We start from the raw sequence: 25,255 nt of genomic DNA on the forward strand, positions 1-25,255 counted from the left end.
GCGCTGCACCTTACCGTGTCGGCAATGAATACCACCACCCGATGTGCCGCCCTGGTGGCCGCACTGCTCATCGCACCCGCCACTGCGTCGGCGCTCACCATGGCCGAGGCGGAGCAGGCCATGGCACGGCACAACCCCGACCTGCTGGCGGCTGCCATCGCGCTGCGCGGCTCGCAGGGCGATGCGCTGGCAGCATCGCGCCGGCCCAGCCCGGAACTCAGCGTGGGCACCTCCAAGATCAGCCGCCAGGAGGGCATCGGGCCGGGCCGCTGGAAGGACAAGCGCGTCGATTCCACGCTGGGCCTGGGCTGGACCTGGGAACGCGGCGGAAAGCGGGGATGGCGCATGCGCCAGGCAGATGCCCTCGTCGATGCGGCGACGTTGGGCCTGCTCGACGGACGCCGCCAGCAGCAGGTCGCCCTGCATGAGGCGTACTTTGGACTGAAGGCGGCGCAGGAGCTGTGCAGCATCGCCGAGGAGGATCGGCGCGCCTCCGCCGAAGGGCTGGCGGCGGCCGCCCGCCAGGTGGCGACCGGCGCCATGGCCCCGATAGAGCAATCGCGCCTGGCGGTGGATGACCTCAAGGTGGCCGATGCCGCACGCGAGGCCGCGCTTGGCCTGCGCGACGCACGGCATGTGCTGGCCTTGCTGCTCGGCCATGACGCAGGGGATGCACTGAGCGCCGATGATGATTGGCCGCATCCCGGAGCGACGGCGACGACGGCTCCCGCCGCGCTGGATACGCGCGTGGACCTGCGTGCCGCGCAGGCGCGGGTGGAAGCGGCCGATGCCGCTCGCGCGCTCGCCCGCAGCGAACGCCGGCGCGATGTGCAGTTCGGGCTCGAGGCCGAGCGGGAGCCGGCCGATATCGGCGGCGTGACCTGGGGCGTGTCGATGAGCGTTCCGCTCGGCGGCGCCAGGCGCTGGCGTGGCGAGCAGCAACGGGCGGAAGCGGACTATGACGCCGCGGTGCTGGAGCAGCAGCAGTTGCGCCGTGAAGCCACCGCCGAACTGGACCAGCTGCGCCATGCGCTGGCGGCCGCCGCGCAGCGCCGGGCCGACCATGAGCACCTGCAGGGGCCCGCCGCACGACAAAGCCTGGATGGGCTGGAGCTGGCCTACCGGCGCGGCGCTGCCACGCTCACCGATCTGCTCGATGCACGGCGCAGTTGGCGTGAGTTCGAATCCGACCTGATCGATGCGCGTCTGGCGCATGCCTCCGCACTGGCGCGCTGGAACGCCGCCGTCTCCGTTTCCGAAGGACACACCCCATGATGCACGCCCCCGCTGCCGGCCTCCCGGCTCGCCTGCTTTCCCTGATCGCGGTCACCTTGCTGGCTGGTGGCTGCACGCGTGATGAGGGGGCCGCTGCGGTGCAGGCACCGACGGTCGAGGGCAACACGATCCGCTTTGCTGCCGACAGCCCGCAGCTGAAGGTGCTGCGCAGCGAGGAAGTAGCCGACGGCTCGGCCACGATCCTGCAGTTGCCGGCGCGGGTCACCTGGGACGACACGCGCTCGAGCATGCTGCGCTCGCCGCTGCCGGGCCAGATCGCGCGCATCGACGCGGTGCCTGGACAGAAGATCAAGGCAGGCCAGGTGCTGGCATGGGTGGCCTCGCCGGAGTTCGGCCAGGTACAGGCCGAAGGCGCGCGAGGCGCGGCCGAGCTGCGCCAGGCACGCAACGAGCTGGTCCGCGTACGGGAACTGCACGAGGCCGGCGTCGCCTCGGGCCGTGAGCTGGGCGAAGCCGAATCCGCGCTGGCGGTAAGCGAGGCCGAGCATGCAAGGCTGCAGGCACTGACGCGCTACTTCGGCAACGGCCGTGGCATCGACCAGCGCATGCCACTGCGGTCGCCGATCAACGGTGTCCTGGTCGAGCGCCGGATGAGCCCGGGCATGGCGGTCTCGGCAGATGCCGAGGCGCCGCTGGCGGTGGTGAGCGATCCGGATCGGTTGTGGCTGATCGTCGATGTTCCCGAATCGCTGGCAGGGCGGCTCAGGGCCGGGATGGCGGTGCGTGTCGCGCCGGGCCAGGGTGAGGCGACGGAGGCCGTGCTGGGCCATGTCGATGACTACGTAGACAGCGAGCGGCATGTCGTGCAGGCCCGGGCGGAGCTGGACAATCGCGCGCGCCGGTTCAAGGCGGGTCAATATGTGCGCGCCTCGATCACCGTGCCGATGGACGGTGGCGTATCGCTGCCGGAGGGTGCCGTGCTGCTGCTCGGCCGCGAGCAGATGGTCTTCGTCGACGAGGGCAAAGGGCAGTTCGTGCGCCGGTCCGTCCAGGCCGAGGAGCTGGGCCAGGGACGTCTCTGGATAGGGCAGGGCATGGCCGCCGGCACGCGCGTGGTGGTCGATGGCAGCCTGCTGCTGCAGCAGGTGCTCGATCAGCATGTCGGTGGAGCTGAAGCGGGCGCCGGCCATGCCACGGCAGGCAGGACCGCACCATGATCGACCGCCTGATCGCGTACTGCCTGCGCCAGCCGCTGATGGTGATGCTGGCGCTGCTGATCTTCATCGGCGGCTCGGTCGCGGCCTTCCGCCAGCTGCCGGTGGAAGCCTTCCCGGACGTCTCGGACACCCAGGTCACCGTAGTGACCCTGCATCCGGGCCGGGCGGCGGAAGAGGTGGAGCGCGAAGTCACCATGCCGCTGGAAGTGGCGCTGTCCGGCATCCCGCATTCGGTACGCGTGTTCTCGCACACGCAGTTCGGGCTGTCGATGATCATCCTGACCTTCGACGACGGCGCCGACGACTATTTCGCTCGTGCCCAGGTGATGGAGCGGCTGCAGGGCGTGGACCTGCCCGAAGGCGTGCAGCCGGAGATGGAGGCGATGAGCTCGGCGGTGGGGGAGATCTACCGCTACGTCCTGCACGCGCCCCACATGAGCTCCACCGAACTGCGCACCGTGCAGGAATGGGTGATGGAACGACGGCTGCGCACCGTGCCGGGCGTGGCCGACGTGGTCAGCTTTGGTGGCTTCGCGCGGACATTCCAGGTCGAGCCGGACCTGGGCAAACTGCGCGATCGCGGCATCAGCCTGGAAGAATTTGCCGGGGCGCTGGAGCGGGGCAGCGCCAATGCCGGTGGTGGCTATGTCGAGCGCGGCCAGCAGCAGTACCTGATCCGTGGCGTCGGCCTGATGCGCTCGCCAGCCGATATCGGCACCGTCGTGGTGGGAGAGCGGCAGGGTACGCCGGTACTGGTGCGCGATCTCGCCCGCATCGTTGATACCGGCCTGCCGCGCCAAGGCCTGGTCGGCCAGGACGACAACGATGATGCGGTGTTCGGCATGGTGCTGATGCGCAAGGGCGAAAACCCCTCGCTGGTGCTGGACGCACTGCACCAGCGCGTGGCCGAGATCGAGGCGAGCCACCTGCCGGAGGGTGTCACGCTGGAGCCGTTCTACGACCGTTCGTGGTTGGTGTCCACCACGTTGAAGACAGTGTTCCGCAACCTGGTCGAAGGTGCGCTGCTGGTGTTCCTGGTGCTGTGGCTGTTCCTCTACAACGCCCGCGCGGCACTGATTGTCGCGGCGATGATGCCGCTGGCCCTGCTGTCCACCTTCCTTGGCCTGCACCTGTGGGGCGTGCCAGCCAACCTGCTGTCGCTGGGTGCGATGGACTTCGGCATCATCATCGATGGTGCGGTCATCGTGACCGAGCACATCGTCTCGCGGATGGCGCAGATGCCAGCCGGCAGCACGCGACGGGAGCGGATGGCGACCGTGCTCTCGGCCGCCTCCGAGGTGGGGCGGCCGACGTTCTTCTCGATGCTGATCATCATCGCCGCGCACATCCCGATCTTCACGCTGCAGCGCCAGGAGGGCCGGATGTTCGCACCGATGGCCTATTCCGTGACGTCGGCGCTGATCGGCGCCCTGATCCTCGCCCTGACCGTGGTGCCATTGCTGTGCTTCTGGTGGTTGCGGCGCGAACGGCTCAAGGGCGAGAACCCGGTGATGAATCGGCTGGTCGGCTGGTATCGCCCATGGCTGGAAGGCGCGATGGCGCGCCCACGCACCGTGGTGCTGTCCGCCGTTGCGATGCTGGTGGTGACGTTGGCGCTGGGTACGCGGCTGGGGTCGGAATTCCTGCCCGAGCTGGATGAAGGCTCGATCTGGCTGACTGCAACGCTCGACCCCAGTACCAGCCTGGCCGAGGCGCAGGCGCAATCACGACGGGTCCGCGACCTGGTCAGGACGCTGCCGGAAGTCTCGACCGTGGTGGCCAAGCTCGGCCGCCCGGAGGACGGTTCCGATGCCAAGGGCGCCAACCAGATCGAAGCGCTGGTCGCGCTGAAGCCCGAGTCCGAATGGACGCGCCGGATCGACAAGCGCGAACTGGTCGCGCAGATGCAGCGCTTGCTGGAGGAACGCATTCCGGGTCCCGAGTTCTCGATCTCCCAGCCGGTGCGCGACAACATCCTGGAGAGCATTTCGCAGATCAAGGGGCAGGTGGTGATCAAGGTCAGCGGTGAGGACCTGGACGTGCTTACCCGCCAGGCCCAGGCGATCCTGGCCCAGGTCAAGGGCGTGGCGGGCGTGGAGAGCGCCTTCATTGACCGCGACGGCAGCCTGCCGCAGTTGCGCATCGATATCGATCGTGACCGCGCCGCGCGCTACGGCCTCAACGTACAGGATATCGATGCGGTGATCGAAACCGCCATTGGCGGCCGCGAGGTCGGCCAGCTATGGGAAGGTGAACGCCAGTTCCCGATCAGCCTGCGCCTGTCCGATGCCGATCGTGACCTGCAGCGCCTGCGTACCGTGCCCGTGGGGACGGCATCGGGCCAGACCGTGATGCTGGGGGATGTAGCCGACTTCCAGATGGCCAGCGGCGCGATAAACATCTCCCGCGAGAACGCCCAGCGCGTCAAGGCCGTGAGCATCTTCATCGCCGGGCGCGACATGGGCAGCGTAGTCGCCGACATGCGCAGGCAGGTCGATGCCAGCATCGATCTGCCGGAGGGCTACCGGATCGCCTGGTCGGGCGAGTTCGAGAACCAGCAACGTGCCATGGCCCGCCTGGGCTGGGTGGTGCCGCTGTCGGTGCTGATCATCTTCGTGCTGCTGTTCGATGCCTTCAAGGATGTCACCAGTGCGGCGTTGATCCTGGCCAACGTGCCGCTGGCGATGATCGGCGGCATCCTGGCGTTGCTGCTCACTGGCATCCCGCTGTCGGTGTCGGCCGCAATCGGCTTCATCGCCTTGTTCGGCCAAGCGGTGCTGAACGGCGTGATCATGCTGACCCGCTTCGGGCAGCTGCGCGAGCAGGGCATGGCGCTGTATGACGCCGTGGTGCAGGGTGCCCTGCAGCGACTGCGTACCGTGCTGATGACTGCGTTGCTGGCCATGTTCGGGCTGCTGCCGATGGCGACCTCCCATGCAATCGGTGCCGAAACCCAGAAGCCGCTGGCGGTGGTGGTGATCGGCGGATTGCTCACGGCGATGCTGCTGACCCTGCTGGTCCTGCCGACGTTGTATTACTGGGTGCATCGCCGGCGCGAGGCGCGGGCGGGACGGGGCAACAGCGCCGGAAGCACGGAGGCGGGTGATCCAACGGTGCTGGGCATCCATCGGTCGTGATCGTCATCCCGTGCGCCCCCGGCTGGCGCGAACATGCAGGTCGGACGATACTCCGGGTCGACCTGCATGCGTGTCGCGCCTTGTGGCCACCCCTGCAGGCCCATCCGTCACGGAAACAACCTGAGGAAGGCATGCCATGCTCGACTGGAATGAATACCGGACAGACCTGAAGAAAAGAATCTCCGAGATCGGCAAGCTGTCGCCGGATACGGTCCGTGGCTACGCGACGCTGAGCAATGCAGGGGCCCAGACCAACCATCTGGACGCCAAGACCCGCGAGTTGATCAGCCTGGCCGTAGCAGTGACGACACGATGCGATGGCTGCATCACCGTCCACGTGGATGCCGCGCTCAAGCACGGTGCCAGCCGCGAGGAGATCGCCGAGGCGCTGGGCGTGGCGGTGGCGCTCAATGCCGGTGCCGCGCTGGTGTATTCGGCACGCGTCATGGATGCCGTTGACGCGCATCCGTAGTACGCCGCGTCGATTCAGTTGCCCTTTGCCGTCCCGGCCAGTGCCCGAGACTTCGCATACATCGCCTCGGCTGTTGCCGTGTCGCCGAGTGCGGCGTGGCATTCGGCCAGGCTGTCCCATGCGTTGGCCGATCCAGGGTAGAGCGTGGTGTTAAGGGTGAACACCTTCAACGCCACGCGCGCGCCCAGGTTCTCGCGGATTGCATAACCGGTGGCGTTGATCGCGCGCTCCAGCTCGGCGGCGGGGATGCCGCTTCCATCGCGCAGCCACGCCTGCATCGCGTCTTCGCCAGCGCTGCCTTCGGCCAGTGCATGGGCGATCAGGCGCTCGGACAGCAGCGCATGCGGAAACGCTTCCGGTGCCGCCACGGCCATCACGCTGTCCACCAGCGTGCTGGACCAGACGTTGCGTGCGCTGCCATTGGTGAAGTACACGAAGATCCAGGTGTCACCAGCCAGGGTGCCCTTGTAGGCCAGTCGTGCCCGTACGCGCGTGCCGCCGTCATGGCCGACCTGGGTGTAGCCGTCGTTCCGGAGCGTATCCCAGCCACTGGAAATGTAATTGGTACTGCCGCTGCTCAATACCTGCGGCTGCCAAAGCGCCTCAAGTGTCGCGGGCCGGACCAGCTTGCCGGCGGCCAGCGCCTGCAGGAACCGGTTCATGTCAGCCACGGTGGTCTGCAGGTCGGAGTGGCCATACCCATAGTCCTTGAAGGCCTCTTCGTTGGCTGCCTGCAGCGCCCCCTGCCTGCCGACATAAGCCACCGCAGCACGGTTGCGCGGCACGCCGGGTTTGCCCAGCCAGGTGCTGCGCAGCTCCAGCGGCTGCAGGATGCGCCTGCGTGCAATGGTGGGGTAGGGCTGCCGGTAATGCGCTTCCAACAGGGCGCTGAGCACCAGGAAGTTGGTCTGGGTATAGCGGACGCGGCTACCCGGCACGAACAGCATTGGCGCATCGCCGGCAACCGCCAATGCAGCAGCAAGCGTGGGCGCCAGGCCGATGTAGCCCTTGCTTGTCCAGTGCCCATTGCGGTCCTCGAAATATTCGGCAACCCCGGAGCTATGGTTGAGGAAATCGCGCACCGGAATCGCCTGCCACGCCGCTGGCAGGTTGGGCACATGGCGGCTGGCGGGTGCGTCCAGGTCCAGCGCGCCCTCATCCACAAGCTGCATCACCAGCGTGCTGGTGAACAGCTTTGCCAGGGACTGCGCGCCGAAGACCGTGTCGGCGGTGACAGGGGCATGCTGGCTCCTGTCCCGTTCGCCGCCTTCAGCCTGGTAGACGATGGTGCCGTTGTGGGCGACCAGCACGGCCTGGCCAGCGATGCCATAGCGCTCGCGGTTGGTTTCAAGCTGCGCGTCCAGCCGGGCAGACAGTTCCGGAGCGGTCGCCACGGCGCCCAGGGCGAGGCCGCGTTCGCCCGCACCGGGGCTGTCGGCTTGGGCCGGTAACGCCATGGACACCAACATGCCAGCCAAGAGCGGGGCGATGATCGAACCGTGCATCCATGCGGCCTTGATCGATGGGAGCGCCATACTATGGGAATGCCCGGCGGCCATGGTCAACCCCAGGGGCGACCATCAGCTCACTCGGCCGGCGGCAGCAGCGGCCGGCGACGCAAGGCTCACGCAACCCGCCCCCCCACCATCACTGCCGGATCAGTCCAGCGCGTGCCGTGGGCCAGCGGACGCACAGTCCCTTGCAGGCTGTGGGGCGTCGGCGACCACCCACGCCACCGCGGCATCGAACAGGCGGTGGCCGTTGGGGGTCATGCGCTCGAACGTGCCGTTGTCCATGCCGATGAACACCCGGCGTGCCGGTGCCAGGAAGTCACCGTCCATCGTCGCCCCGCGCTCGTAACCGAACAGGGTGGCCTTCCCGGGCGCGCCCGGCCAGGTCATGATCACGTCCGCGCCGAGCCCGGGGCGTCCCCAGCCGGCCGGCGTGCGGGCCTCGGTCCAGGTGGTCAGGCCGGCGGGGATTCCTGCGGACAACGGGTGTGGCGCACGCACCATCCACCCGTAATGACCGGTCTCGAGCTCGCCGAAATCATCATCGCGCAACAGCCCGGTGAAGCGCAGGTCGTCGAGCAGGTCATTCTCCCAGGTCAGCAATGGCACGCGCATGCGCCGCAACGTGCCGACCAGCGCCGCCTCTGCCGTGAACTGATTGGAGCGCACGGTGGAGGACAGCAGCACGGCGTCGTAACCGCACACGTCAAGCTTTGAATCCAGCCCTTCGCTGGTCGTCACCGCGTAGCCGGCCGCCTGCAGGTGCGCGGTGATCGCGGGATCGGATGACCCATTGGGTGGTGCGGCGCGCATGATCAGCAGCAGGTTGCCCTTGGCCGGTTCCGCATGGACTGCGCCGGCGAGCAGCATCATGCAGGCGCAGAACGCGAGGGCAGGGATCTTGTTGCCGGATGCTCTCATCGGAAGCTCCCGCTGAAGGACACCATCACCGAGCGGCCCGCGGCGGGCGCGACCTGCACCAGTGAGGTGGCCGATTCAATGTAGTTTTCATTGGTGATGTTCTTCAGGCTGAGCGTCAGCCGGCGCCGCGGATCGAAGCGGTACCAGACGCTGGCATCCAGGCGGGTGTATCCGCCGATGTCCAGCAGGTTGTCGAGGTCGCCCCAGCGGGCACTGGCCGCCTGGATGCCGGCACCGGCACCAAAGCCGCGCCCAAGCCCCTGGTTCGGCTCCCATGTCGCCCAGATACTGCCGCTGCGCTTGGGCACGTTGGTCAGCATGTTGCCGACCGGAAACTCACTGGAGGCGATCAGCTCCGAATCGGTGAGCGCTGCGCTGCCGATGATCTTCCAGGCATCGGAAAGTTGCCCGGTGATGTCCAGTTCGACGCCGCGTACCCGTTGCTCACCTGCATCCAGGTTGTAGCCCGGATTGGCGGCATCCTGCTGCGCCACGTGCGCCCGGGTGAGCTGGAACACGGCCGTCGTGAGGGTGAGCCGCTGGTTCCACAGATCGGCTTTCACACCCATCTCGTACTGCTCGCCGGTCTCGGCGGGAATCGGCTCACCGGTGAGCGTCGGCTCGGGCTTGGACTGGAAGGATTTGGTGAAGTCGGCGAACAGTGACACGTTGGGAACCGGCTTCCAGACCAGTCCCACCCGTGGCGACCAGGCCTTTTCGTCCGAACCGTAGCTGGTCAGCCCCGCGTCGGTCTGCTTTGCGTGGTCGAAGCGCGCACCCACCAGCAGGTTGAGTGTTTCACCGATGTCGATCTGGTCCTGCAGGTAGAGCGCGCGTGTTTCCGCATTCACTTCACGATCCGGACGCTGGGTGAACGCGGTCGGCCGCGCGCCATGGACCGGGTTGTCGATATCAATCGCGGCCAGCGGCGAATTGAAGAAGGTCCGGAAGCGGTAGGAATCGGTGTACTGCAGGCCAATCACCGCAGTATGGTCGACGGCGCCGGTGGAGAAACGCGCGACCATGTCGAACTGCACATCATGGTTGTGGTTCTTCTCGTGCTGTTCCACCGCCGTGCGCGTCACCGTGCGACGGCCCGTGGCGGGGTCCACGCGGACGGCGTTGTAGTTGACGCCCAGCAGGTCCAGGCTGCCCTCATCGTAATGCCCCATGTGGCGCAGGGTGATGGCATCGCTGACATCATGCTCGATGCGGTAGCCGAGTTCCTTTCGGGTCGACTCGAAGGTGGCCCAGTCCTCGCCGAGGAAGCGGTCGCGGGGCAGGTCGATGGTATAGCCGCTGCCGTCGGCCTTGGGGACCGATACGATGCCCCGGTCCACCTGGCTGTTCTGCCGCTGCCAGGTCACGCTGGCGGTGGCACGGGTGCGTTCACCCGGCTCCCAGCCGAGTGCGGCGGACAGGAACGTGCGCTCGAAAGGCTCGGGCTGGTTGCGGAACCCGCCACTGGTCTGCGTCGCCCCGATGAGGCGGTAGGCAAGCTCATTTGCCTCACCCAGCGGGCCGGTCACGTCGATCTCGCCGCGATAGAAGTCATCGCTGCCCACCTGCACGGTGTAGTTGGCCTCCGGGGTGAACTGCGGCTTCTTGGTGACCAGGTTGATCAGGCCACCGGGATCGCCGCGGCCGTACAGCACCGAGGCAGGACCCTTCAGCACTTCCACGCGTTCGATGTTGGCCAGGTCGCGGAAACTGTCGTTGGTTTCGATGGCCGGACTGAGCATCACGCTGTCCACGGCGTAGTAGGACGACCGGAATCCGCGGATGGTGAAGCTCTCCGAACGGTTGCCGGCGGTGGTCCCGGCCTGTACGCCGCTCACATTCATCACCACGCTGGTCAGGTCGTTGAGCTGCTGGTCATCGATCACGGCACGCGGCACGACCTGGATGGACTGCGCGATATCGCGCAGGTTGGCACCAGTGCGGGTGGCGGTGGTGGTGTTCTCGGTGTCGTAGCCTTCGCCACGCTGGGCCAGGACGCGGATCTCCGATAGCGTGACGGCCTCGCGTTCCTCATGCCGGGGCCGGGGGGCAGGCAGGATGGCCGCTGCAGGGCGCGGACCGACATGGTAGCTGCCATCGGCTGACTTCAGCGCCTGTACCGGCGTATCCGCCAACAGCGCGGCCAGGGCCTGGTCCGGCGTGAACTGGCCGCGCAGGGGATGCGCGCGCAGGTGCCGCAGGGTGGCGCCATCGTAGGTCAGCAGCAGGTTGGAACGCGCGGCGACGGCACGCAGCGAGGACGCCAGCGGACCTTCCGGAATGTCATAGGCCTGCACGGCTGCGGCAGGCGCGGACTGGGCCAGCGCTGGGATGGGCGACGCCAGGGCAACCGGGCAGGTGCTGAGGGCCAGCAGAAGGCCGCGTCGCAGGAGCGAATCGCCGGCGGCGACGTGGCGGACGCTGCGATGGGCTGAAGTGGGGGAGGGCATCTGGATCCTGTCTGTGGGGGCTTTCACCAATCAAGTGACGTGAGCGCGCGGATCGGGCAGTGATTCGCCGACTGATCGCCTGATCTGTCCGTGCCGCTCGCTGCAGCCGGATCAGGCAGGCCCGACCACGACCCACCACGCGGTGCGCTGGCGGACCCGCACCGACAGCGCCGAAGACAATGCTTTCAGCACGGCATCGGTGTCCTGCAAGGGGAAAACGCCGGAGACCAGACGCTGGCCAACGCGGGGATCGCAACGGATCACGCCGGGCCGGTAACGTGACAGCTCAGCGAGAAAGATCGCCAGGGGCATGTCGTCGACAATCAACTGGCCGTCACGCCACGCGCCTGCCGTGGGTGCGAGCTGCTCGATGGGCTTGGCCGCCCTGGCGCCCAGCCTGATGGCTTCACCTGCCGCCAGCGCAGTGGTGGCAGCCCCCGATTGCAGCGACACCGCAGCCGCGCCTGCATGCACGGCTACCCAGGTGTAGTCGTCGAATCGTCTTGCCTGCACGAGGGCATGCATGAAGTCGACCCGCGCGAAGGGGGTACGCAACAGCACCGATGCGTCCGCTGCCGCGTGCTGCGTGTCGATCATCACCTCGCCACTGAGCAGTTCCACATGCCGCCGGGCATCCTGCAGCGACAGATTCAGTGCGCTGTGGGTATTCAACACCGCCGTCATGCCGGGTCCGAGCGCCAGCGTGCGCTGCTCGCTCTTGGCGGTCCGTACGTCAGCCAGTGCCTGCCGGCCATGGGGACTGCGTACCAGGGCAAAGCCGCCGGCACCTGAGATGCCGAGTGCCGCGATGGCTTTCAGTGCCTGCCGCCGTGCGGTCGGGCGCGGTTGCGGCGACAGGCTTGCAACGGCCGCCCTCCGGTCCAGCAGTGCGATCCGGCCGGTGACACGCTCCAGGTGCTGCCAGGCACGCTCATGTTCGGGGTCGGCCGCCCGCCACTGTCGCCATTGCTGGATGTCCTGCTCGGTGGCCTGGCCGGACATCAGTTCGGTCAACCATGCGGCGGCGGCATCGAGCACGGCATCGGCAAAGCGTGGCGGCACGTCCGCCGTCGCATCGTGCGCCATGACTCAGCAAGCCATCAGGAAAAGGCACTGCCGGTTCGCCCGGGTCAGGTACTGCTTGACCGAGCTGCTGGATACGCCCAGCCGCCGCGCGATCTCGCTGTAGGACATCAGTTCCAGATGGGCCATCAGGAACGCTTGGCGCGCCTTGCAGGGCAGGCCTTCCAGCGCCGCATCCAGGGCCCGGAGGGTTTCCAGCGCAAGCAACTGTGCCTCCGCAGACGGCGCATGCTCCGCGGGTGCAGCGGCGAGCTGTTCCAGGTAACTCTGTTCCAGCTTCCATCGTTGCCTGCGACGGATCAGTATCCGTCCGGCCACCGTGGCAAGGAAGGAGCGGGGCGCGCGGATATCCTGCGCGCCCCCTCCGCTGACGACCGCCAGAAAGGTGTCCTGGACTAGGTCCGCTGCATCGGTGGATGAGCCGACCCTGCGCCGCAACCAGCCGTGCAACCAGTTCCGGTGCTCGGCATAAAGGTCATGGACCGGATCATTCCAAGGCGGTGCAGCGCCTCTTGTCATCAGCCATCAACCGCTTAGAAGTCGAACTGCGCCGACAACAGCACCGTGCGCGGGGCTGCCACCGTACCGACGGTCAGCAGGGCACTGCTGGACAGCCAGTAACTCTTGTTGAACACGTTTTCCACGCTCGCGCGCAGCACGACCGGCGTGCCGCCGATGGCCGTGGTGTAGCGACCGCCCACGTCCACGCGGGTCCACGACGGCAGGGTGAGGGTGTTTTCAGCGTTGTATGGCGTGGCCGCAGTATGGATGCCGCGCGCATTGACGCTCAGGCCGGGCACCCACGGCAGCTCCCAATCCGCGCCCAGGTTGAATGCACGCTTGGGGACGCCGTTGGCATCGTTGCCCTGGTTCACGCCGCCAGCCGTGTTGGCCAGCTTGGCGTCATAGAAGGTGGCGCTGGCCATAACGTTCAGGCCGGGCAGCACCTCGCCGGCGGTGGACAGCTCCAGGCCGCGGTTACGCTGCTTGCCGTCGAAGCTGTACATGTTGGTGACCGGGTCGGTCAGCGCGTTCGGGCGATCGATCTGGAACACCGAGAACGTGGAGATCAGGCCGTGACGGTCCAGCTTGACGCCCGCCTCGTACTGCTTGGACTTGTAGGGTTCGAATACTTCGCCGGCATTGGCGGCGGTCTGCGGAGCGGTGCCGCCGCGGCTCAGGCCAGAGGTGAAGTTGGCGTACACCGCAACGTCCTGCAGCGGACGCACCACCACGCCCAGCAGCGGCGAGACCGCGCTTTCGTCGTAGGACGACGTGACCACGCCGGCGGCATCGAAGTTTTCCGCCTTGACCTGCTGCCTGCGCAGTCCGCCGGTGACCAGCACGCGGTCATTGGCGAAGGACAGCGTGTCGGTCAGCGACAGGCTGCTCAGCTCGGTTTCCGAATTCTTGGTCGGCGACAGGCGCACGCCGACCATCGGGATCAGCTTGATCGGGTTGTAGATGTTGGAATCGATCGTCTCGCTGAGCGGGGCGGACAGATAGAAGCTTCCCGCTTCGGATTTCAGCAGCGAGCCGGACACCGTGGCCAGGTGGCTGATGCCGAAGGTTTCAAAGTTCAGGCGCGCACCGATTTCGCCGGTGCGGTTGCGGGACTCCGCGTCGTACCAGGAATTGATGATGCGCAGGTTGCCGACATCATCGACGGCGTTGGTGGTGCGTGCCGAGGGGAAATCCTGCTCGCTGTTGCCGTAGCGGTAACCACCTGCCGCGTACAGCATCACGTTGTCGTTCGCATCGAACTCCAGGCGGGTGGCGATGGTACGGTCACGCGACATCAGGTTCGCACCGTCGTAGATGGCGGTGTGGCCGGACGGCGGCTTCGGGATGGTGGTGTTGTTCGGGCTGAAGCCGGTCTGCGCACGGAAATTGTCGACATTCTCGCGCTGCGAATAGGCATCCAGCGACCAGCGCAGGTTGAGCGAGCGGTAATCGATGCCGAGGGCACCCAGGCCGAACTTCTGGTGGCCGTCGTCCAGGCTGGTCTGGCCATCCTTGAAGACGCCATTGAAGCGCACGCCCCATTGCTGGTCCGCGCCGAAACGGCGGCTGGTATCCAGGTGGGCACCAAACACCGACTTGCTTTCATAGGTGGTGGTCAGGCGGGTCAGCGGCTCGTCGCCGGCGCGCTTGGTGACGATGTTGATGTTGCCGCCGATGCTGCCATTGGGGCTGATGCCATACATCAGCGTGCCGGGGCCCTTCAGCACCTCCACGCGCTCCATCAGCGCCGCAGGCATGCGGTTGGACGAGGTCAGGCCATAAAGTCCATTCAGGCCAACGTCGCCGCTGGTGACATTGAAGCCGCGGATCTGGAAATCTTCACTGAAGCTGCCGGTGGAGGTCATGACCCGCACCGATGCCTCGTTCACCACCACGTCGGCCAAGGTGCGGGCCTGCTGGTCTTCCAGCATGCGGGAGCTGTAGTTGGTGGTGCTGAAGGGCGTATCCATCACGTCCGACGAGCCCAGCACGCCGAGGCTGCCGGTGCGTTCGACACGGGCGGTTTCGGCCGTCACGTTGACCGAGTCCAGCCGCACGGCATCTTTGTCGGCGCCGGATTCGGCGGCACCGGCCATCAGCGGCGTGGCGATGAGGCAGGCCGCTCCCAGTGCGCTCAGTACGGCAAGGGAAAGCGCTTTCTGGTGCGGGGCGCGCGATACGGCAGTGCTACGGGACGACTGGGACATGGGCGAACGAGGCAACACATGGGGAGGGGAGTCTGCAAATGATAATTGTTCGCATAACGTTAACGCAAGGCGTGGTCACCCCCTGCGTCCGCGGACGCTTAGTGCGCTACTTCCGCCATTCGCAAGGATGCCCGCTGCAGTTGCAGCGTCGCGGCTCATCACATGAAAGGAGCACTCTTCGTCAGTCCGATTCCCGGACTGCTTGTCGACAGTGCGGTGCCGAGCTATCCGCGCGACGCTTGGTTCGGCCAAGAACCGAAGGCAATATCGGCCTCTGGCCGAAAATGGAAGTTGCTGCAGAGGGCAGGGGACGCAGCCGAAGCCGTGAGAAGGGCAGCTTCGGCCCGCCGGGCTTGGAGCCACCTCGTTGACGAGCCTCCCTCGCTGAATTTGCTGCAGCGTTCAATGTCGATCAACCAGCGATACGGTCCAGAAGCTCGGCGAGCAAGAGGCGTTCACCATCACTGATAGCTCCAACCTGTGGCAAGCGTGCACGAAGCATTACGGCCGCAGTTCGCTCACCGCTGTCGATATCCTCGGTGGCCGCTCCAACTACTGTAGCGAGCACCGCTTCGCGAACGGCATGCGACAGCCCCTGATCGCGTACCTCAGAGGGCTGCCGCAGCAGTGTCAGAATCGTCCCCGTCGCGCCTGCCTGAAGTAGTTCGAGGGTACGTGCTTCTGTGACCCGCAGACGTCCCATGCTTGCAAGTCGACGAACCTTGTCCCGCAGGAATTCCGTCCCCTGGCGCATGGCAGGGGTCTCACGCGCCCGAGTCGAACGCAACACCATCACCAGGAAGATGGCGGGTCGCGTCAGTCCGAACTCAATGTGTAGATCCCATCCCTCGCGCAGTTCCTGCAATGGGTCCGTCGTTGCCTCCCGTCGGGCCTTGGAGCCGACGTAGGCCTGCAATGCGCGCTCTGCAACTGCGTCAAGCAGGCCGTCCTTGCCGCCGAACAATCGGTACAGGATTGGCGGCTGAACACCCGCTGCCGCAGCGACGGCGCGAGTCGTTGCCGCTTCGATTCCCTGGGTCGTAATCAAGTCTTCGGCCGCAGAAAGGATCCGCTCGCGGTGAGTATTTTTTGCTTCTGGTGGAAGGCTCGAAGTCATGTATGAAATTCAGCGAAGCTGCCTGGAAGTATTCTGGAGCTTTGTCTCCAGATAGCTACGTAGCGTCGCGGCTGGGCGGCCAAGCAGATGTGCCAAGGTCGGATCGACTGTGGCGAACTCACCGGCTTCCGCGGCGTGGAAGTAACCAAGGACTATCTGCACCGTCGATTCAGGCATGCCTGAAGATCGCAGAGCAGATGCCATTACTTCCTGGGTCACAACCTTACGCACGATCGAACGACCCAGGAGGTCAGTTGCCAGCGCGGCCAGGTCGGCCAGGTCGAGTGCTGCATCACCTGTCAGCGGCGGCGTCGGGCCATCGAATTGGGCCTTGCCAGCCAACAACAGTGCGTCCACGGCCGCCAGATCATCGTGCATGGTCCACGCCACCTTGCCGTCGGCCGGCCCAGTAAGCGCTCCCGAAGTGAAACCCACCTGATTCATCATGTAGGCGCTGCTGGCGTAATAGCCGTGACGCAACGCCGTCCACAGCAGGCCCGACCGTAGTTCTTTCCCATGGCGCTTGGGGTCAGCTCTCCGAGCCTGTCGGCGCTTGGGGGGAACTCCGAAGCGAAGCCGGCCGTACCGGCGGCTTGGGCTGGCTATAGGGGCAGGGGCGAGTCAGCGTTGACCCTGCCAGAGCAGAGCCAAGCTTTGCCCTTCGCAGTATCGCTATTGATTATCGACCTGACCGCGGTATCTGCCCAGGTGACACGACTCAAACGAAACAGCGGCCGGTGTTCTCGCTGAGGCTCAGGCGGGGGACGTATCGGTGGTGCTTCGCCAGACCATTGCGACGAGCCAGAATGAGAATAACTGGACGATGTCGGCGGCCGCAGCCTCACACTCCACGTGTGCTTTGCGAGTGAGGGGGTGCTCAGGTTCAATTGTGCCAACCACGGCATCCCCGAGGAGTATGTCGTAACCTCGTGCTATCAAGGCCTGTTGCTTTAGGAGAAAGGCATCCTTTCCCCAAGTCAGATCGAACGAGCGACCCGCTATGCCGCGCTTTTTCGCGACGGCGACAATGTTCTCGCCCTGTTCAAGGGTCCAGCACGCATTCACCCATCCCTTCTTTCGGACAACGAGTCTACTGTCATTGAACAGGATGCTGCCCTGATCGGAGAATGGCTCGAACATGATCTGCGCGTCGCCACGAGCAAGGCCAGAAACCACATAGTTCCACGAAAACACAGAGTGGGGCGTGCATTTCAGCATCGGATCCGACCTCGGCACTGCGAAGTTACAGTATCCCTCGTGCGTCCCCGGACAGGGACGTTCTGGACAACGCTGCAGCAAATTCAGCGGTAGTGCCGGCCGTTGGCCGGCAATCTGGAGGTCCATCAAGTCTATGTTGAGAGACCCTCTGTTCGTCGCAGAGATTTGACGGCAAGCTAAGTCACTGATTTCTTGGGTCATAATTCTATCGCAACGCCACAATCTCCATGATCCAACGCAGATCTTTCTGTGCCTAGGATGCCAGTCGCAGACATTCCTTCCACTGGAAGGTCAGATGCCGACAATTCCGCCCTTCGGAGATCCGATGCAGACAATTCTGCATCTCAACGAACTAGTAAGGGGCGGTCCAGGTTTGGCAGGGAAGGATCCTCCATCCACTACACCTGACCGCCGGCTCTGCTTCGCTCCTTGCGGGCGCAGCCCAGCCACGCCAGAGTCAGAAGGCACGAGCTCCTTCTATGTCTGATCAACACCACTGGGCGGATCAGTGCGGCTTCATCATCGGTAGCAGAGCCGTCAAGTCGGCCGAGCAAGTGAAGGGCGGAGCTCGCGAAGCCGCGACCCAGTACCCGTTCGTATGCCCGCGCCAGGGCCTCGATCGCAGGGTTGTCAGACGGGAGGAGAGACATTGCCTGCGCGATCTCTCTTAGGACCGCCTGTGTGGGCCTACCCAATACACGGCCATCCAGGAACAGGTGCTCGCGGACTCTGTAGGCGGGGAGCAATACAACCGAAGCGCGCGAGGATGGCTGCCCCCCACCTTCCGAGGCCTCAGGCAAGCCTAAGCAGGCTCGCTCACGTGCCGAGAAGGTCGACTCGCGGAACTTCGCCGCAACTGAGGCCGTGATACGCGCCATCGGTCTTTCAAGCGCCTGAGGAAGCTCAAGAAAGAAGTCACGACCTGGCCCCATGGACGGGGCAAGGCGCGAGAACGCGGCCTTCTGGGAGCGAGCTTCGACGGATTGCCCATGACGTACGGTAGACGCCCTGATGAGCACGTCCGACGAGGCGTACTTCGGTCGGTACCAAGGGTAAGCCCTGCCGCGAAACAGGACTGCCGCCTCCTCGGCGGACGTCAGATCATCTCCCACCCCGATCAGCGTTCGCCGACCTCGACTCGCCCCGGCCCAGCGAAGGTATCGCTTTATCCAGCTGCCACGAAGGTCCTCGATCCTACCTTCTTCGTCAAGGGTATTCCGGCTCGAAACCGGGTCATGCCCGCATGGGCATAGTAGGGGAGGGGCATCGGAGCGAAAGCCATGCCATAGCGGTCTCGAGCAATGGTCGCACTGAGATGAGAGGGGTTGCGAGTGCCACGGACACCGGTTGACCCAAGGCATCTGGAACAACATCGAGTGATACCCAGTTTTCATGCACTCAGTACACCCCGACAGGTATGGACGCCAGTGCGTCGCAGAACCGCCGAATGCTTGCCAAGCAGTTGGCTGCCACAGTGGCGCGAGGATAGACGCAGCAGGAATTCTTGCCGCAATCGAAGTTCTGGCCTTTGCAGAGAGACAGAGCTGACGACACAAATCCTCGGTGTACCTTGGGCGAATGCCGAACGCACCATGACCATCACTGCAGTAAAGGCTATTGAATCTCAGCGTCTGAACAACGAATCCGAACGGGGAAATGCCGGCACTCCACGCTGGCGGTAGGTGGGCTACAGTTCTGACCTCACTGTCGCTATCCATTGATGCCTCCATCTGCTGTGAAAGTCAGCGCTCCCGATTCGCCATCAAAGGCAGCAAGATCCGAGAAGGCGACCGACATTTCAATGTCACTAGACGTGACCTCCTTGAAGCCAATTTTGCAGATGACCCTGGTCGCCAAGTAGTACGCAATGAGGCGCATAGCCTTGAGAGGCCACTCATCTTGACTGGAGTGCCCGGCTGCGGCGCGACAGCTGCAACCGGCATTCCAGATCTGCTCACTGAAATGCCGTAAACGGAACTCCCCGTCGTAGAGCTCTGGCGCAAGGCTCCTGGGCAAGGTAACGCCGGCTCCGGCGCTAGCCTCTACCTCGTCCTCGAAGCGCTCCAAGAACGTCTCAACGTCCAGGGCCCCTCGAATTCCATGCAGGCGATGGTAGCGGGTCAAGAAGCGCCCACGGACCTGAGGTGTGACCGTGGTTCTATTGATCTCTTCGCGCCGGCTGGAAGTGTGATTGTCCTGAAACAGGAAGATGACAAAGAGCGAAATGCCCTTCTTCTCCAGCGCGTTATCGATTGTAATGAAATGTTGAAAGGCGGCTTGCTCCAGCAAGTTTGCATCATCGGCGATGAAGAATAGCGATCCGCCGCCTGCAGACCTGAGCATCAGATCAACGGTATTAACGATCCTCTCGATCTTTCGGTCAGCAGCCTGGTGGGAGATCACTTGTGAGCCGAGCTGTGAAATGAACCAGTCCAGGAATGCGGACTCTCCAGGACCAAGCACCCGGAGGTTTGCCTGCTTGGCCACGTATTTGCATTCTGTCCATTCAGTGTTTGCGCAGATGAACTGCGCGAGGGTACTTTTTCCGAACCGGGTCAGCGAATGAAACCCGATACCGCGGTAGTCAACCTCAAGTGCGGAGATGATCTTGGTCAGAGCATCTTCCATGCCGCGGGTCGGGATGATGGGCTCTCCTTTGTAGTTGAACGTTGTCATTGCTTCGGCCCCTTCCTGCCCAAGTTGACCCGGCCGGTAATGGGTACGAACAAGTCCTCAGCAGGTGCTCGCTGTTGGCCGGTCTCGGCCAAAGGCAGTGTCGTTTCCTTAGCCACCGGTGAAGCCTCAGATGCCGCATCTAGGTCACGCCGGTGTCGCGTTGCTGCAAGCGCAGCGCCGTGCTCTGAGCTGAAGTTCCTTCTTACATGCTCCCTGTACGCGATGACCGCATCTTCTGCACCACTGATCTCGAAGCCATCCGTTCGGCTTCGGCGTTGGATTAACCGCCTAAGCGCAAGGCTATGCGGTGAGCGACCCCAAGGGCGGAGCGCCCTCAGGACTACGAACAGCTCTCCTGACGCGGTGTATAGATGCAAGAACCTTCCATCGTGGATGTCGACCTCTGCCGCGAATTTCTGGCCTAACAAGTCCCACCTGTTCTTCATTGATGCGGCTCGATACTTCGCGTGCCCAAAGCGCGCATAGGGCTGACGCCTCTTACGTCGATCTCCACGAATGGTTACGGAGAAGTTGTGCTTCGAAAGTGACCGAGCCCGATCCTCGTGATCCTTGGTGGCAAACAGCCATCCGCCAGACGCTGCAAAAGACTGAAGCGCCTCGACTGGCGTGCGGTTCTGGAGCGTGTTGATCGGCGATATGTTAGAAGCCGCGATCGTGACATCCATGAGATCTTCGAGTGCCGTGGGCTGCATTGGGAAGTTCTCGAATTTGTAGCCATTCGTTTTGGTCGCATCGGACAGCTCGCCCGCCGGCCGGAACCCGCCTGGCAGCTTTCGGACCACCGCTTCTTCCATCCGCTTGTTCCACGCTTCGAGGTGACCACGCGTTTCAGGAACATGGCTATGCCCAAGATGAATGACACCCATCAGCTCCGACGCCATTCGCAACCTATTGACCTTCAATTTGTGAGCCATCGCATTGTCGACACTCGTAATTGCTCCCGTTGCCACAAATCCAATGACGGACAAGGATCCGATGCACGCCCCTGGCTCATAGTTCATTGAGGGCACAACGAGGTCACGAACGGACCTTTCTCGCAAGCTTTCTGCGCATGCCGCGTTGAATTCGGTTCCGTTGTAGTTGGTGGAGAAGGAGAGCCACCAGCTAGAGCAGAGCCGCATCAGCGCGAAGTAGCCGACTATCAACCACGTCTTCGTGATCGTTTGGAAGAACGGGTTCCCATCCGCGTCCTCGCCTTCAACATTGAAATTCGTGTCCAAAGAGTGTCCATCGAACTGCACCCAGTCACCCATCTGTAGCGCAAACACTTCGTTCAGCTGGCTGGCTAGGGTTGCGTCCTCTATCTCGAAGCCATCATCTACAAACGGAGAGCCTTGACGCAGTCTTTTTAGGTACTGCAGGACGCTTCTCCTCGCACATGATTTGTCGTTAGCTGGATAGCGATCTGCCGGAACCGACTTCTGCACAGTCTTCTTCAGTAGTTTGAAGAATCGATCAAACTTGGGGCTGCGCTCATTTCTCGAAGGCAGTGGGCCGGCGTAGCCTATGAGCATTTCTTCGAATTCCGGGAGCTTTCTCAGGAACGAATTGAATGCTCCCGGTCCCGCAGCGGCTGGAAATTCTGCGGCAAGGCGTTGGCTGGTATTTCTTACTCTGTATGGCAGGCAGGCGCGCCAACCCCACGGCCGCCCATCTGGGGACGTCTGCTGTGTGTTTCGCAGCGTCAATGCAAGCGTCTTGGCGTTCAGCCCGTGACGCTTCGCGACCGCAGCGATCGAGGAGCCTGCGACGACGGCATGAACTGCGTCAACGCGAGCCTGGTAGGACTTGAGTTGGTTTGAGGTCAGCCCTTGAGGACTAAGCAGATCCCAGGACAGTAGCTCCTCGCGACTCACCCCGCTCATGGGTTTGCTCCCAGCGTAACTGACGACGAGGTCCGAAGCCTCTCATTGAAGTTGATCGCCAGGTCCCCGCGATGTACCAGAAGACAGGTCGCACTGCGAATATCCCGCCAATCGAACGTCGGGCGCAGGCTCGTTTCGATTGCATGGAAAGAGCTGACGGGGTGCCTTCTCATGTGGGTCATCACTGCGTCAATGAAGACACTGATTCCTCGCGACCGTCTAGCTGCCTGCACATAAGGAAGCAGCTCAAGTCGCGTGGCATTGGCCACCCGTGCTGCAAGAATGGACTGCAACTTCCGGATTGCAAGGTCCAAACCCGCACGCTGTGAAGCTTCCATCAGTTCGGCGCAAAACTGCTGTTCGGCGCGGAGCGCCGGAACAGTGGCGGCGGCCTGTCTGCGGAATACGATGAAGCTTTCGGTGCCACACTTCCTGGAGATCCAGAAGCAGAGCTCAACATCTCGGCCACGCACCAGTAATGTTCTAGGGCGCTCAACGTAGGTTGCCACGCTTGGATCAAACTCCAGATCCAGCGCCAAGGCCAAGCGGCATGGTTCCACGACAGCAACCAGGCGTTGGTTATTCCTTGGTGACTGGTAGTAGTAGGCGTCCAGTCTGGTGGATTCAGAGGGCGTGAGTGGGCGAGCGGTGTACGCCTCCTTGCTAGACGCGGGCGGGGTGTCTGATGAGGTGACTGAAGGGTGGGGAAGACTAGCCATGACGCCTCTCCCATTGAATCCCTAGCCGGTGGCCGGCAGGGGAGGCGGTGACCGGAGGAGCGGCAAGGGCATGGCACCGAAACTGAAAGAAGCGAGCCGCGTACCCAGCTAGCCAGTCATGGTGACTGTTCGCGGCAGTCATCACGGGGTAGTGGCGGGTGATGCCGCGCAGAGTGGCGACTAGCCGGCTTCGGCGTACAGGCCAAGCGGCATAAGAAGTTTCGGTGGGGCGCAGGTTGGGGTGATTGACCCGAGCAGTGTCGAACATTACCGGGCAGGCAGCTCCTGAAAGCATGGTTTTCTCCGGATTAGGTGCACGGTGGCACCACACCGCGAGGGACGGGGCGGGCCAGGGCGCAACCTTCACTCGGGTCGGCATATGCCGGCCCATGTAAAGGCAACACCTGTCTGGCCGACCATCACTGGCGGCTTGACTTCGCGGAAGAAATGAAGGAGCCTAAACCTGTTGGTGTTTAGTACTTCCTACCTCTCGCTCTTTCGAGAGGCTAATGCCCTCGTTGACGCGGGGGCATTGTCATTTCCAGGGGTCAGAGAGGGCGGTTTCAGCTCATGCTCAGGGCTTCCTGGTGGGTTGGGAAATGCGGCTAGCCGCCGGACGATGCCTTCGCAGAATCCACGAAGGCGGCAACATCGACAGTGTCGGCAAACCAGCCGCGGCGCTTGGGCAGCAGGAACATTTGGAAGGGCAGCGACCCGCGTGCGCGCGCCTTGGCCAACGACGCAGTGCTCTTGTAGCCAAGGATCCTTGCGGTCTGGGCCGCAGACAGAACAGCGCCGAAGGTGCGCAGGTACTTCGTTTCGAGCGAGTCTTCGGACATCTGCCGTACTCAGTCGTGGTCTGGCCGCGCAAGGTCGCGCACTGACAACAACTCTACTCGTGCGCGCAACCCCCTGCAATATGGCTAACATATTGATTGCAATGCACTTAATTGCGGGCAATTAGGCGTGGAAGCACTTTCAAATCGCATGGTTGGGAATGCGAAATTGCGCCGGTTGGGCTTTCAAAGCTTGAAAGCTTGCGGTTGAGTTCCTCGTGTCATTAGCGACCGCTTGTGAGGAGCTAGGAGACACCCCGGTAGCGTTCGACTCCTGCAACGTTCCGAAAAGCGATCTCCCTTGAGGAGCGCCCCCCCCATGGATAGGGCATCCAGAGCCGGTGCTTAGCCGGGTTCACCCCCGAAATCACGGACGGTTGAAAAAGGGTTGAAAACTTCAATTCCTGCCTTGCAACTCTTCGCCGCATCCTTGGGTTGTGGAACCGCTCGATGTATTCAAACACATCGGCTCTTGCCGCATCGAGGGTGGCGTACTTCATGCGATGAACCCGCTCTCGCTTGAGCATGCCGAAGAAGCCTTCGCATGCGGCGTTATCTCCACAGTGGCCCACCGCACTCATTGAACACACCAAGCCATTGGCTTTCAGATAGTTCTGGTAGTCGCCGCTCCGGAATTGGCTGCCGCGATCGGAGTGCAGGATCACTGAGTGACTGCCCTGGCGCTGCCAGATGGCCATCTGCACGGCCCGGATCACCATCTGCCGGTCTTGCCGGTGGTGCATCGACCACCCGATCACGCGCTGGTCGAACAGATCCAGCACGATGCACAGATACAGCTTGCCCTGGTGGGTCTTGATCTCGGTGATGTCAGTCACCCACTTGGTCTCAGGCTCCAATGCGGTGAAGTCACGTTCCAGCAGGTTGCGCACGCCCGGGGGCGTCAAGGCCGGCTGGCCACGTTGGCCACGGCGCTTCGGCCGTGGCCAACCCTGCAGGCCGTCAGCCGCCATCAGTCGAGCCACCCGGTTCAGGCTGGCTGACTCGCCTTGGTCGGCAAGGTCTTCGTGCATGCGCCCAGCGCCCAGTGTGCCCCGACTGTCCTCGTGCAACTCGCGGATACGGCTGAGCAGGCGCTTGTTGTCGCGCTGGCGGGCGCTGGGCAGGCGCTTGCTCCAGTCGTAATAGCCACTGGCCGATACCTGTAGGCAGCGGCACATCAGCCGAATCGGAAACTCATCGCGGCAACGTTCGATCACCTGATACCTCAGGATGATCCCTTGGCAAAGAACGTCGCCGCTTCTCGCAAAAAATCGCGTTCCTTCTTGATCCTGGCCAGCTCACGCTTCAGGCGGGCCATCTCTTCGTCCCGGGGCGTCCCGGCGCCGCCGAAAGCGACCTTGCCCTGGCTCTGGGCCTCCCGCTTCCAGCGGGTCAGCAGGGTGTCTCGGATCCCCAGCTCCCGGGCCACCCGGGCGCAACTGACACCGGGTTGGTTGGCTTGTTCAACCGCACCGCGCTTGAACTCCGCACTGAACTTCCTTCGCTTCGACATGAACACTCCTCAGGGCCTCAATCGGCCTTCTTGTAAGTGTCCGTGATAACGGGGGTGAACCCGCCGGAAGATCAAATCAGAAAGCATGATGCACTGGGAATCGCGGAGTAGAGGGCGGCGTAGAAGACGCAGTCGAGCAGAAGACTCGGACGCCGGGTTGTGAGGTGCTTTGGGCCGGAAGTTGTCCTCCGCCAAACGCGGGAGGAGGCATCCAGCTTCATGATTAGGATTCGTTATCGGGGGTAGGGTAGATGCCCACTTCTGGCCGAAGTCGGACATCTGCGAGATGGATTGCCGCCGCTGGGACGTATGCCGGCGAGGGCGACATCACGCACGCCGCTTCCCTCGATCCGGTGAGGCAGTCGTTCCATGGACGTACTGTCGAGCTGGTGGCTCGATGGGGTGCAATGGCGATGGATGAGGACTGTATGAGGGAAAGACCCTGGCGACCGTCGGCCCTCTTGTTTCCCGAAAGCCAAATGCAATGGCTGCCAAGGGGTGACGCCCCCACCTGATTCGAGGGGGATTCATTCAATCAAGGTGCCATGGTGC

Annotated in this window: 17 protein-coding genes and 1 pseudogene; 4 read left to right on the plus strand and 14 right to left on the minus strand. The window is 63.7% G+C overall.

Annotated features, from left to right (window positions below):
- Positions 1 to 24: 24 nt before the first annotated feature.
- From H4O11_RS04085 to H4O11_RS04100, 4 genes are all read left to right on the plus strand, one after another.
- Positions 25 to 1,275 (plus strand): TolC family protein, encoded by a 1,251-nt coding sequence (locus H4O11_RS04085; protein ID WP_182338164.1) that lies wholly within the window; start codon positions 25 to 27, stop codon positions 1,273 to 1,275.
- On the plus strand, positions 1,272 to 2,453 hold the full coding sequence (locus tag H4O11_RS04090; protein WP_182338165.1) for an efflux RND transporter periplasmic adaptor subunit: 1,182 nt from the start codon (positions 1,272 to 1,274) through the stop codon (positions 2,451 to 2,453). Before H4O11_RS04085 ends, H4O11_RS04090 begins: the two co-directional genes overlap by 4 nt.
- A complete protein-coding gene (locus tag H4O11_RS04095; protein ID WP_182338166.1) occupies positions 2,450 to 5,590 on the plus strand; it encodes an efflux RND transporter permease subunit in 3,141 nt (1,046 codons plus the stop codon). The genes H4O11_RS04090 and H4O11_RS04095 overlap by 4 nt, the downstream gene beginning before the upstream one ends.
- 136 nt (positions 5,591 to 5,726) lie before the next feature.
- Positions 5,727 to 6,062 (plus strand): carboxymuconolactone decarboxylase family protein, encoded by a 336-nt coding sequence (locus H4O11_RS04100; protein ID WP_182338167.1) that lies wholly within the window; start codon positions 5,727 to 5,729, stop codon positions 6,060 to 6,062.
- 14 nt (positions 6,063 to 6,076) lie between these two features.
- On the opposite strand, the gene H4O11_RS04105 is transcribed toward H4O11_RS04100, so the two are convergent.
- The 14 genes and pseudogenes from H4O11_RS04105 to H4O11_RS04170 form a co-directional block, all read right to left on the minus strand.
- A complete protein-coding gene (locus tag H4O11_RS04105) occupies positions 6,077 to 7,519 on the minus strand; it encodes a serine hydrolase domain-containing protein (protein ID WP_182338168.1) in 1,443 nt (480 codons plus the stop codon).
- Positions 7,520 to 7,720: 201 nt separating this feature from the next.
- A complete protein-coding gene (locus H4O11_RS04110) occupies positions 7,721 to 8,494 on the minus strand; it encodes a hypothetical protein (RefSeq protein ID WP_182338169.1) in 774 nt (257 codons plus the stop codon).
- A complete protein-coding gene (locus H4O11_RS04115; protein ID WP_182338170.1) occupies positions 8,491 to 10,944 on the minus strand; it encodes a TonB-dependent siderophore receptor in 2,454 nt (817 codons plus the stop codon). The genes H4O11_RS04110 and H4O11_RS04115 overlap by 4 nt, the downstream gene beginning before the upstream one ends.
- Positions 10,945 to 11,055: 111 nt before the next feature.
- Complete coding sequence (locus tag H4O11_RS04120; RefSeq protein WP_182338171.1) at positions 11,056 to 12,030, minus strand: DUF4880 domain-containing protein; 975 nt, start codon at positions 12,028 to 12,030, stop codon at positions 11,056 to 11,058.
- A 3-nt stretch (positions 12,031 to 12,033) separates the two neighbouring features.
- Positions 12,034 to 12,546 (minus strand): sigma-70 family RNA polymerase sigma factor, encoded by a 513-nt coding sequence (locus H4O11_RS04125; RefSeq protein ID WP_182338172.1) that lies wholly within the window; start codon positions 12,544 to 12,546, stop codon positions 12,034 to 12,036.
- A 14-nt stretch (positions 12,547 to 12,560) separates the two neighbouring features.
- The gene (locus H4O11_RS04130; RefSeq protein ID WP_182338173.1) at positions 12,561 to 14,738 is read right to left on the minus strand and encodes a TonB-dependent receptor; all 2,178 of its coding nucleotides are present in this window, start codon (positions 14,736 to 14,738) and stop codon (positions 12,561 to 12,563) included.
- A 412-nt stretch (positions 14,739 to 15,150) separates the two neighbouring features.
- A complete protein-coding gene (locus H4O11_RS04135; protein WP_182338174.1) occupies positions 15,151 to 15,855 on the minus strand; it encodes a TetR/AcrR family transcriptional regulator in 705 nt (234 codons plus the stop codon).
- Between the two features lie 9 nt (positions 15,856 to 15,864).
- Positions 15,865 to 16,302: a Rossmann-fold NAD(P)-binding domain-containing protein gene (locus tag H4O11_RS04140; protein WP_182338175.1), complete on the minus strand. Its 438-nt coding sequence runs from the start codon at positions 16,300 to 16,302 to the stop codon at positions 15,865 to 15,867.
- 306 nt (positions 16,303 to 16,608) lie between these two features.
- Complete coding sequence (locus tag H4O11_RS04145; RefSeq protein WP_220466563.1) at positions 16,609 to 16,995, minus strand: hypothetical protein; 387 nt, start codon at positions 16,993 to 16,995, stop codon at positions 16,609 to 16,611.
- Positions 16,996 to 18,783: 1,788 nt separating this feature from the next.
- Positions 18,784 to 19,749: a hypothetical protein gene (locus H4O11_RS04150; protein WP_102789240.1), complete on the minus strand. Its 966-nt coding sequence runs from the start codon at positions 19,747 to 19,749 to the stop codon at positions 18,784 to 18,786.
- Positions 19,746 to 21,635 carry a hypothetical protein gene (locus H4O11_RS04155; RefSeq protein ID WP_146027616.1) on the minus strand — a complete coding sequence of 630 codons (1,890 nt, stop codon included), beginning with the start codon at positions 21,633 to 21,635 and terminating at the stop codon, positions 19,746 to 19,748. Before H4O11_RS04155 ends, H4O11_RS04150 begins: the two co-directional genes overlap by 4 nt.
- Positions 21,632 to 22,180, minus strand: a complete 549-nt coding sequence (locus tag H4O11_RS04160; RefSeq protein WP_146027615.1) for a hypothetical protein — start codon at positions 22,178 to 22,180, stop codon at positions 21,632 to 21,634. The genes H4O11_RS04155 and H4O11_RS04160 overlap by 4 nt, the downstream gene beginning before the upstream one ends.
- A gap of 779 nt (positions 22,181 to 22,959) precedes the next feature.
- A complete protein-coding gene (locus H4O11_RS04165; RefSeq protein WP_102789238.1) occupies positions 22,960 to 23,193 on the minus strand; it encodes a hypothetical protein in 234 nt (77 codons plus the stop codon).
- Between the two features lie 356 nt (positions 23,194 to 23,549).
- A pseudogene (locus H4O11_RS04170) lies at positions 23,550 to 24,703 on the minus strand (IS3 family transposase); the annotation flags it as partial.
- Between the last annotated feature and the right edge of the window lie 552 nt (positions 24,704 to 25,255).

The sequence above is a fragment of the Stenotrophomonas tumulicola genome (genome assembly GCF_014117215.1).
Classification (GTDB): domain Bacteria; phylum Pseudomonadota; class Gammaproteobacteria; order Xanthomonadales; family Xanthomonadaceae; genus Stenotrophomonas; species Stenotrophomonas tumulicola.

What these genes read in the sequence shown, in the direction of transcription:
- H4O11_RS04120 (WP_182338171.1), bottom strand. Translation starts at nt 12,030, where the DNA reads ATGGCGCACGATGCGACGGCGGACGTGCCGCCACGCTTTGCCGATGCC.
- H4O11_RS04125 (WP_182338172.1), bottom strand. Translation starts at nt 12,546, where the DNA reads ATGACAAGAGGCGCTGCACCGCCTTGGAATGATCCGGTCCATGACCTT.
- H4O11_RS04135 (WP_182338174.1), bottom strand. Translation starts at nt 15,855, where the DNA reads ATGACTTCGAGCCTTCCACCAGAAGCAAAAAATACTCACCGCGAGCGG.
- H4O11_RS04150 (WP_102789240.1), bottom strand. Translation starts at nt 19,749, where the DNA reads ATGACAACGTTCAACTACAAAGGAGAGCCCATCATCCCGACCCGCGGC.
- H4O11_RS04090 (WP_182338165.1), top strand. Translation starts at nt 1,272, where the DNA reads ATGATGCACGCCCCCGCTGCCGGCCTCCCGGCTCGCCTGCTTTCCCTG.
- H4O11_RS04140 (WP_182338175.1), bottom strand. Translation starts at nt 16,302, where the DNA reads ATGATGAATCAGGTGGGTTTCACTTCGGGAGCGCTTACTGGGCCGGCC.
- H4O11_RS04130 (WP_182338173.1), bottom strand. Translation starts at nt 14,738, where the DNA reads ATGTCCCAGTCGTCCCGTAGCACTGCCGTATCGCGCGCCCCGCACCAG.
- H4O11_RS04165 (WP_102789238.1), bottom strand. Translation starts at nt 23,193, where the DNA reads ATGTCCGAAGACTCGCTCGAAACGAAGTACCTGCGCACCTTCGGCGCT.
- H4O11_RS04085 (WP_182338164.1), top strand. Translation starts at nt 25, where the DNA reads ATGAATACCACCACCCGATGTGCCGCCCTGGTGGCCGCACTGCTCATC.
- H4O11_RS04155 (WP_146027616.1), bottom strand. Translation starts at nt 21,635, where the DNA reads ATGAGCGGGGTGAGTCGCGAGGAGCTACTGTCCTGGGATCTGCTTAGT.
- H4O11_RS04095 (WP_182338166.1), top strand. Translation starts at nt 2,450, where the DNA reads ATGATCGACCGCCTGATCGCGTACTGCCTGCGCCAGCCGCTGATGGTG.
- H4O11_RS04145 (WP_220466563.1), bottom strand. Translation starts at nt 16,995, where the DNA reads ATGTTCGAGCCATTCTCCGATCAGGGCAGCATCCTGTTCAATGACAGT.
- H4O11_RS04105 (WP_182338168.1), bottom strand. Translation starts at nt 7,519, where the DNA reads ATGGCGTTACCGGCCCAAGCCGACAGCCCCGGTGCGGGCGAACGCGGC.
- H4O11_RS04100 (WP_182338167.1), top strand. Translation starts at nt 5,727, where the DNA reads ATGCTCGACTGGAATGAATACCGGACAGACCTGAAGAAAAGAATCTCC.
- H4O11_RS04110 (WP_182338169.1), bottom strand. Translation starts at nt 8,494, where the DNA reads ATGAGAGCATCCGGCAACAAGATCCCTGCCCTCGCGTTCTGCGCCTGC.
- H4O11_RS04115 (WP_182338170.1), bottom strand. Translation starts at nt 10,944, where the DNA reads ATGCCCTCCCCCACTTCAGCCCATCGCAGCGTCCGCCACGTCGCCGCC.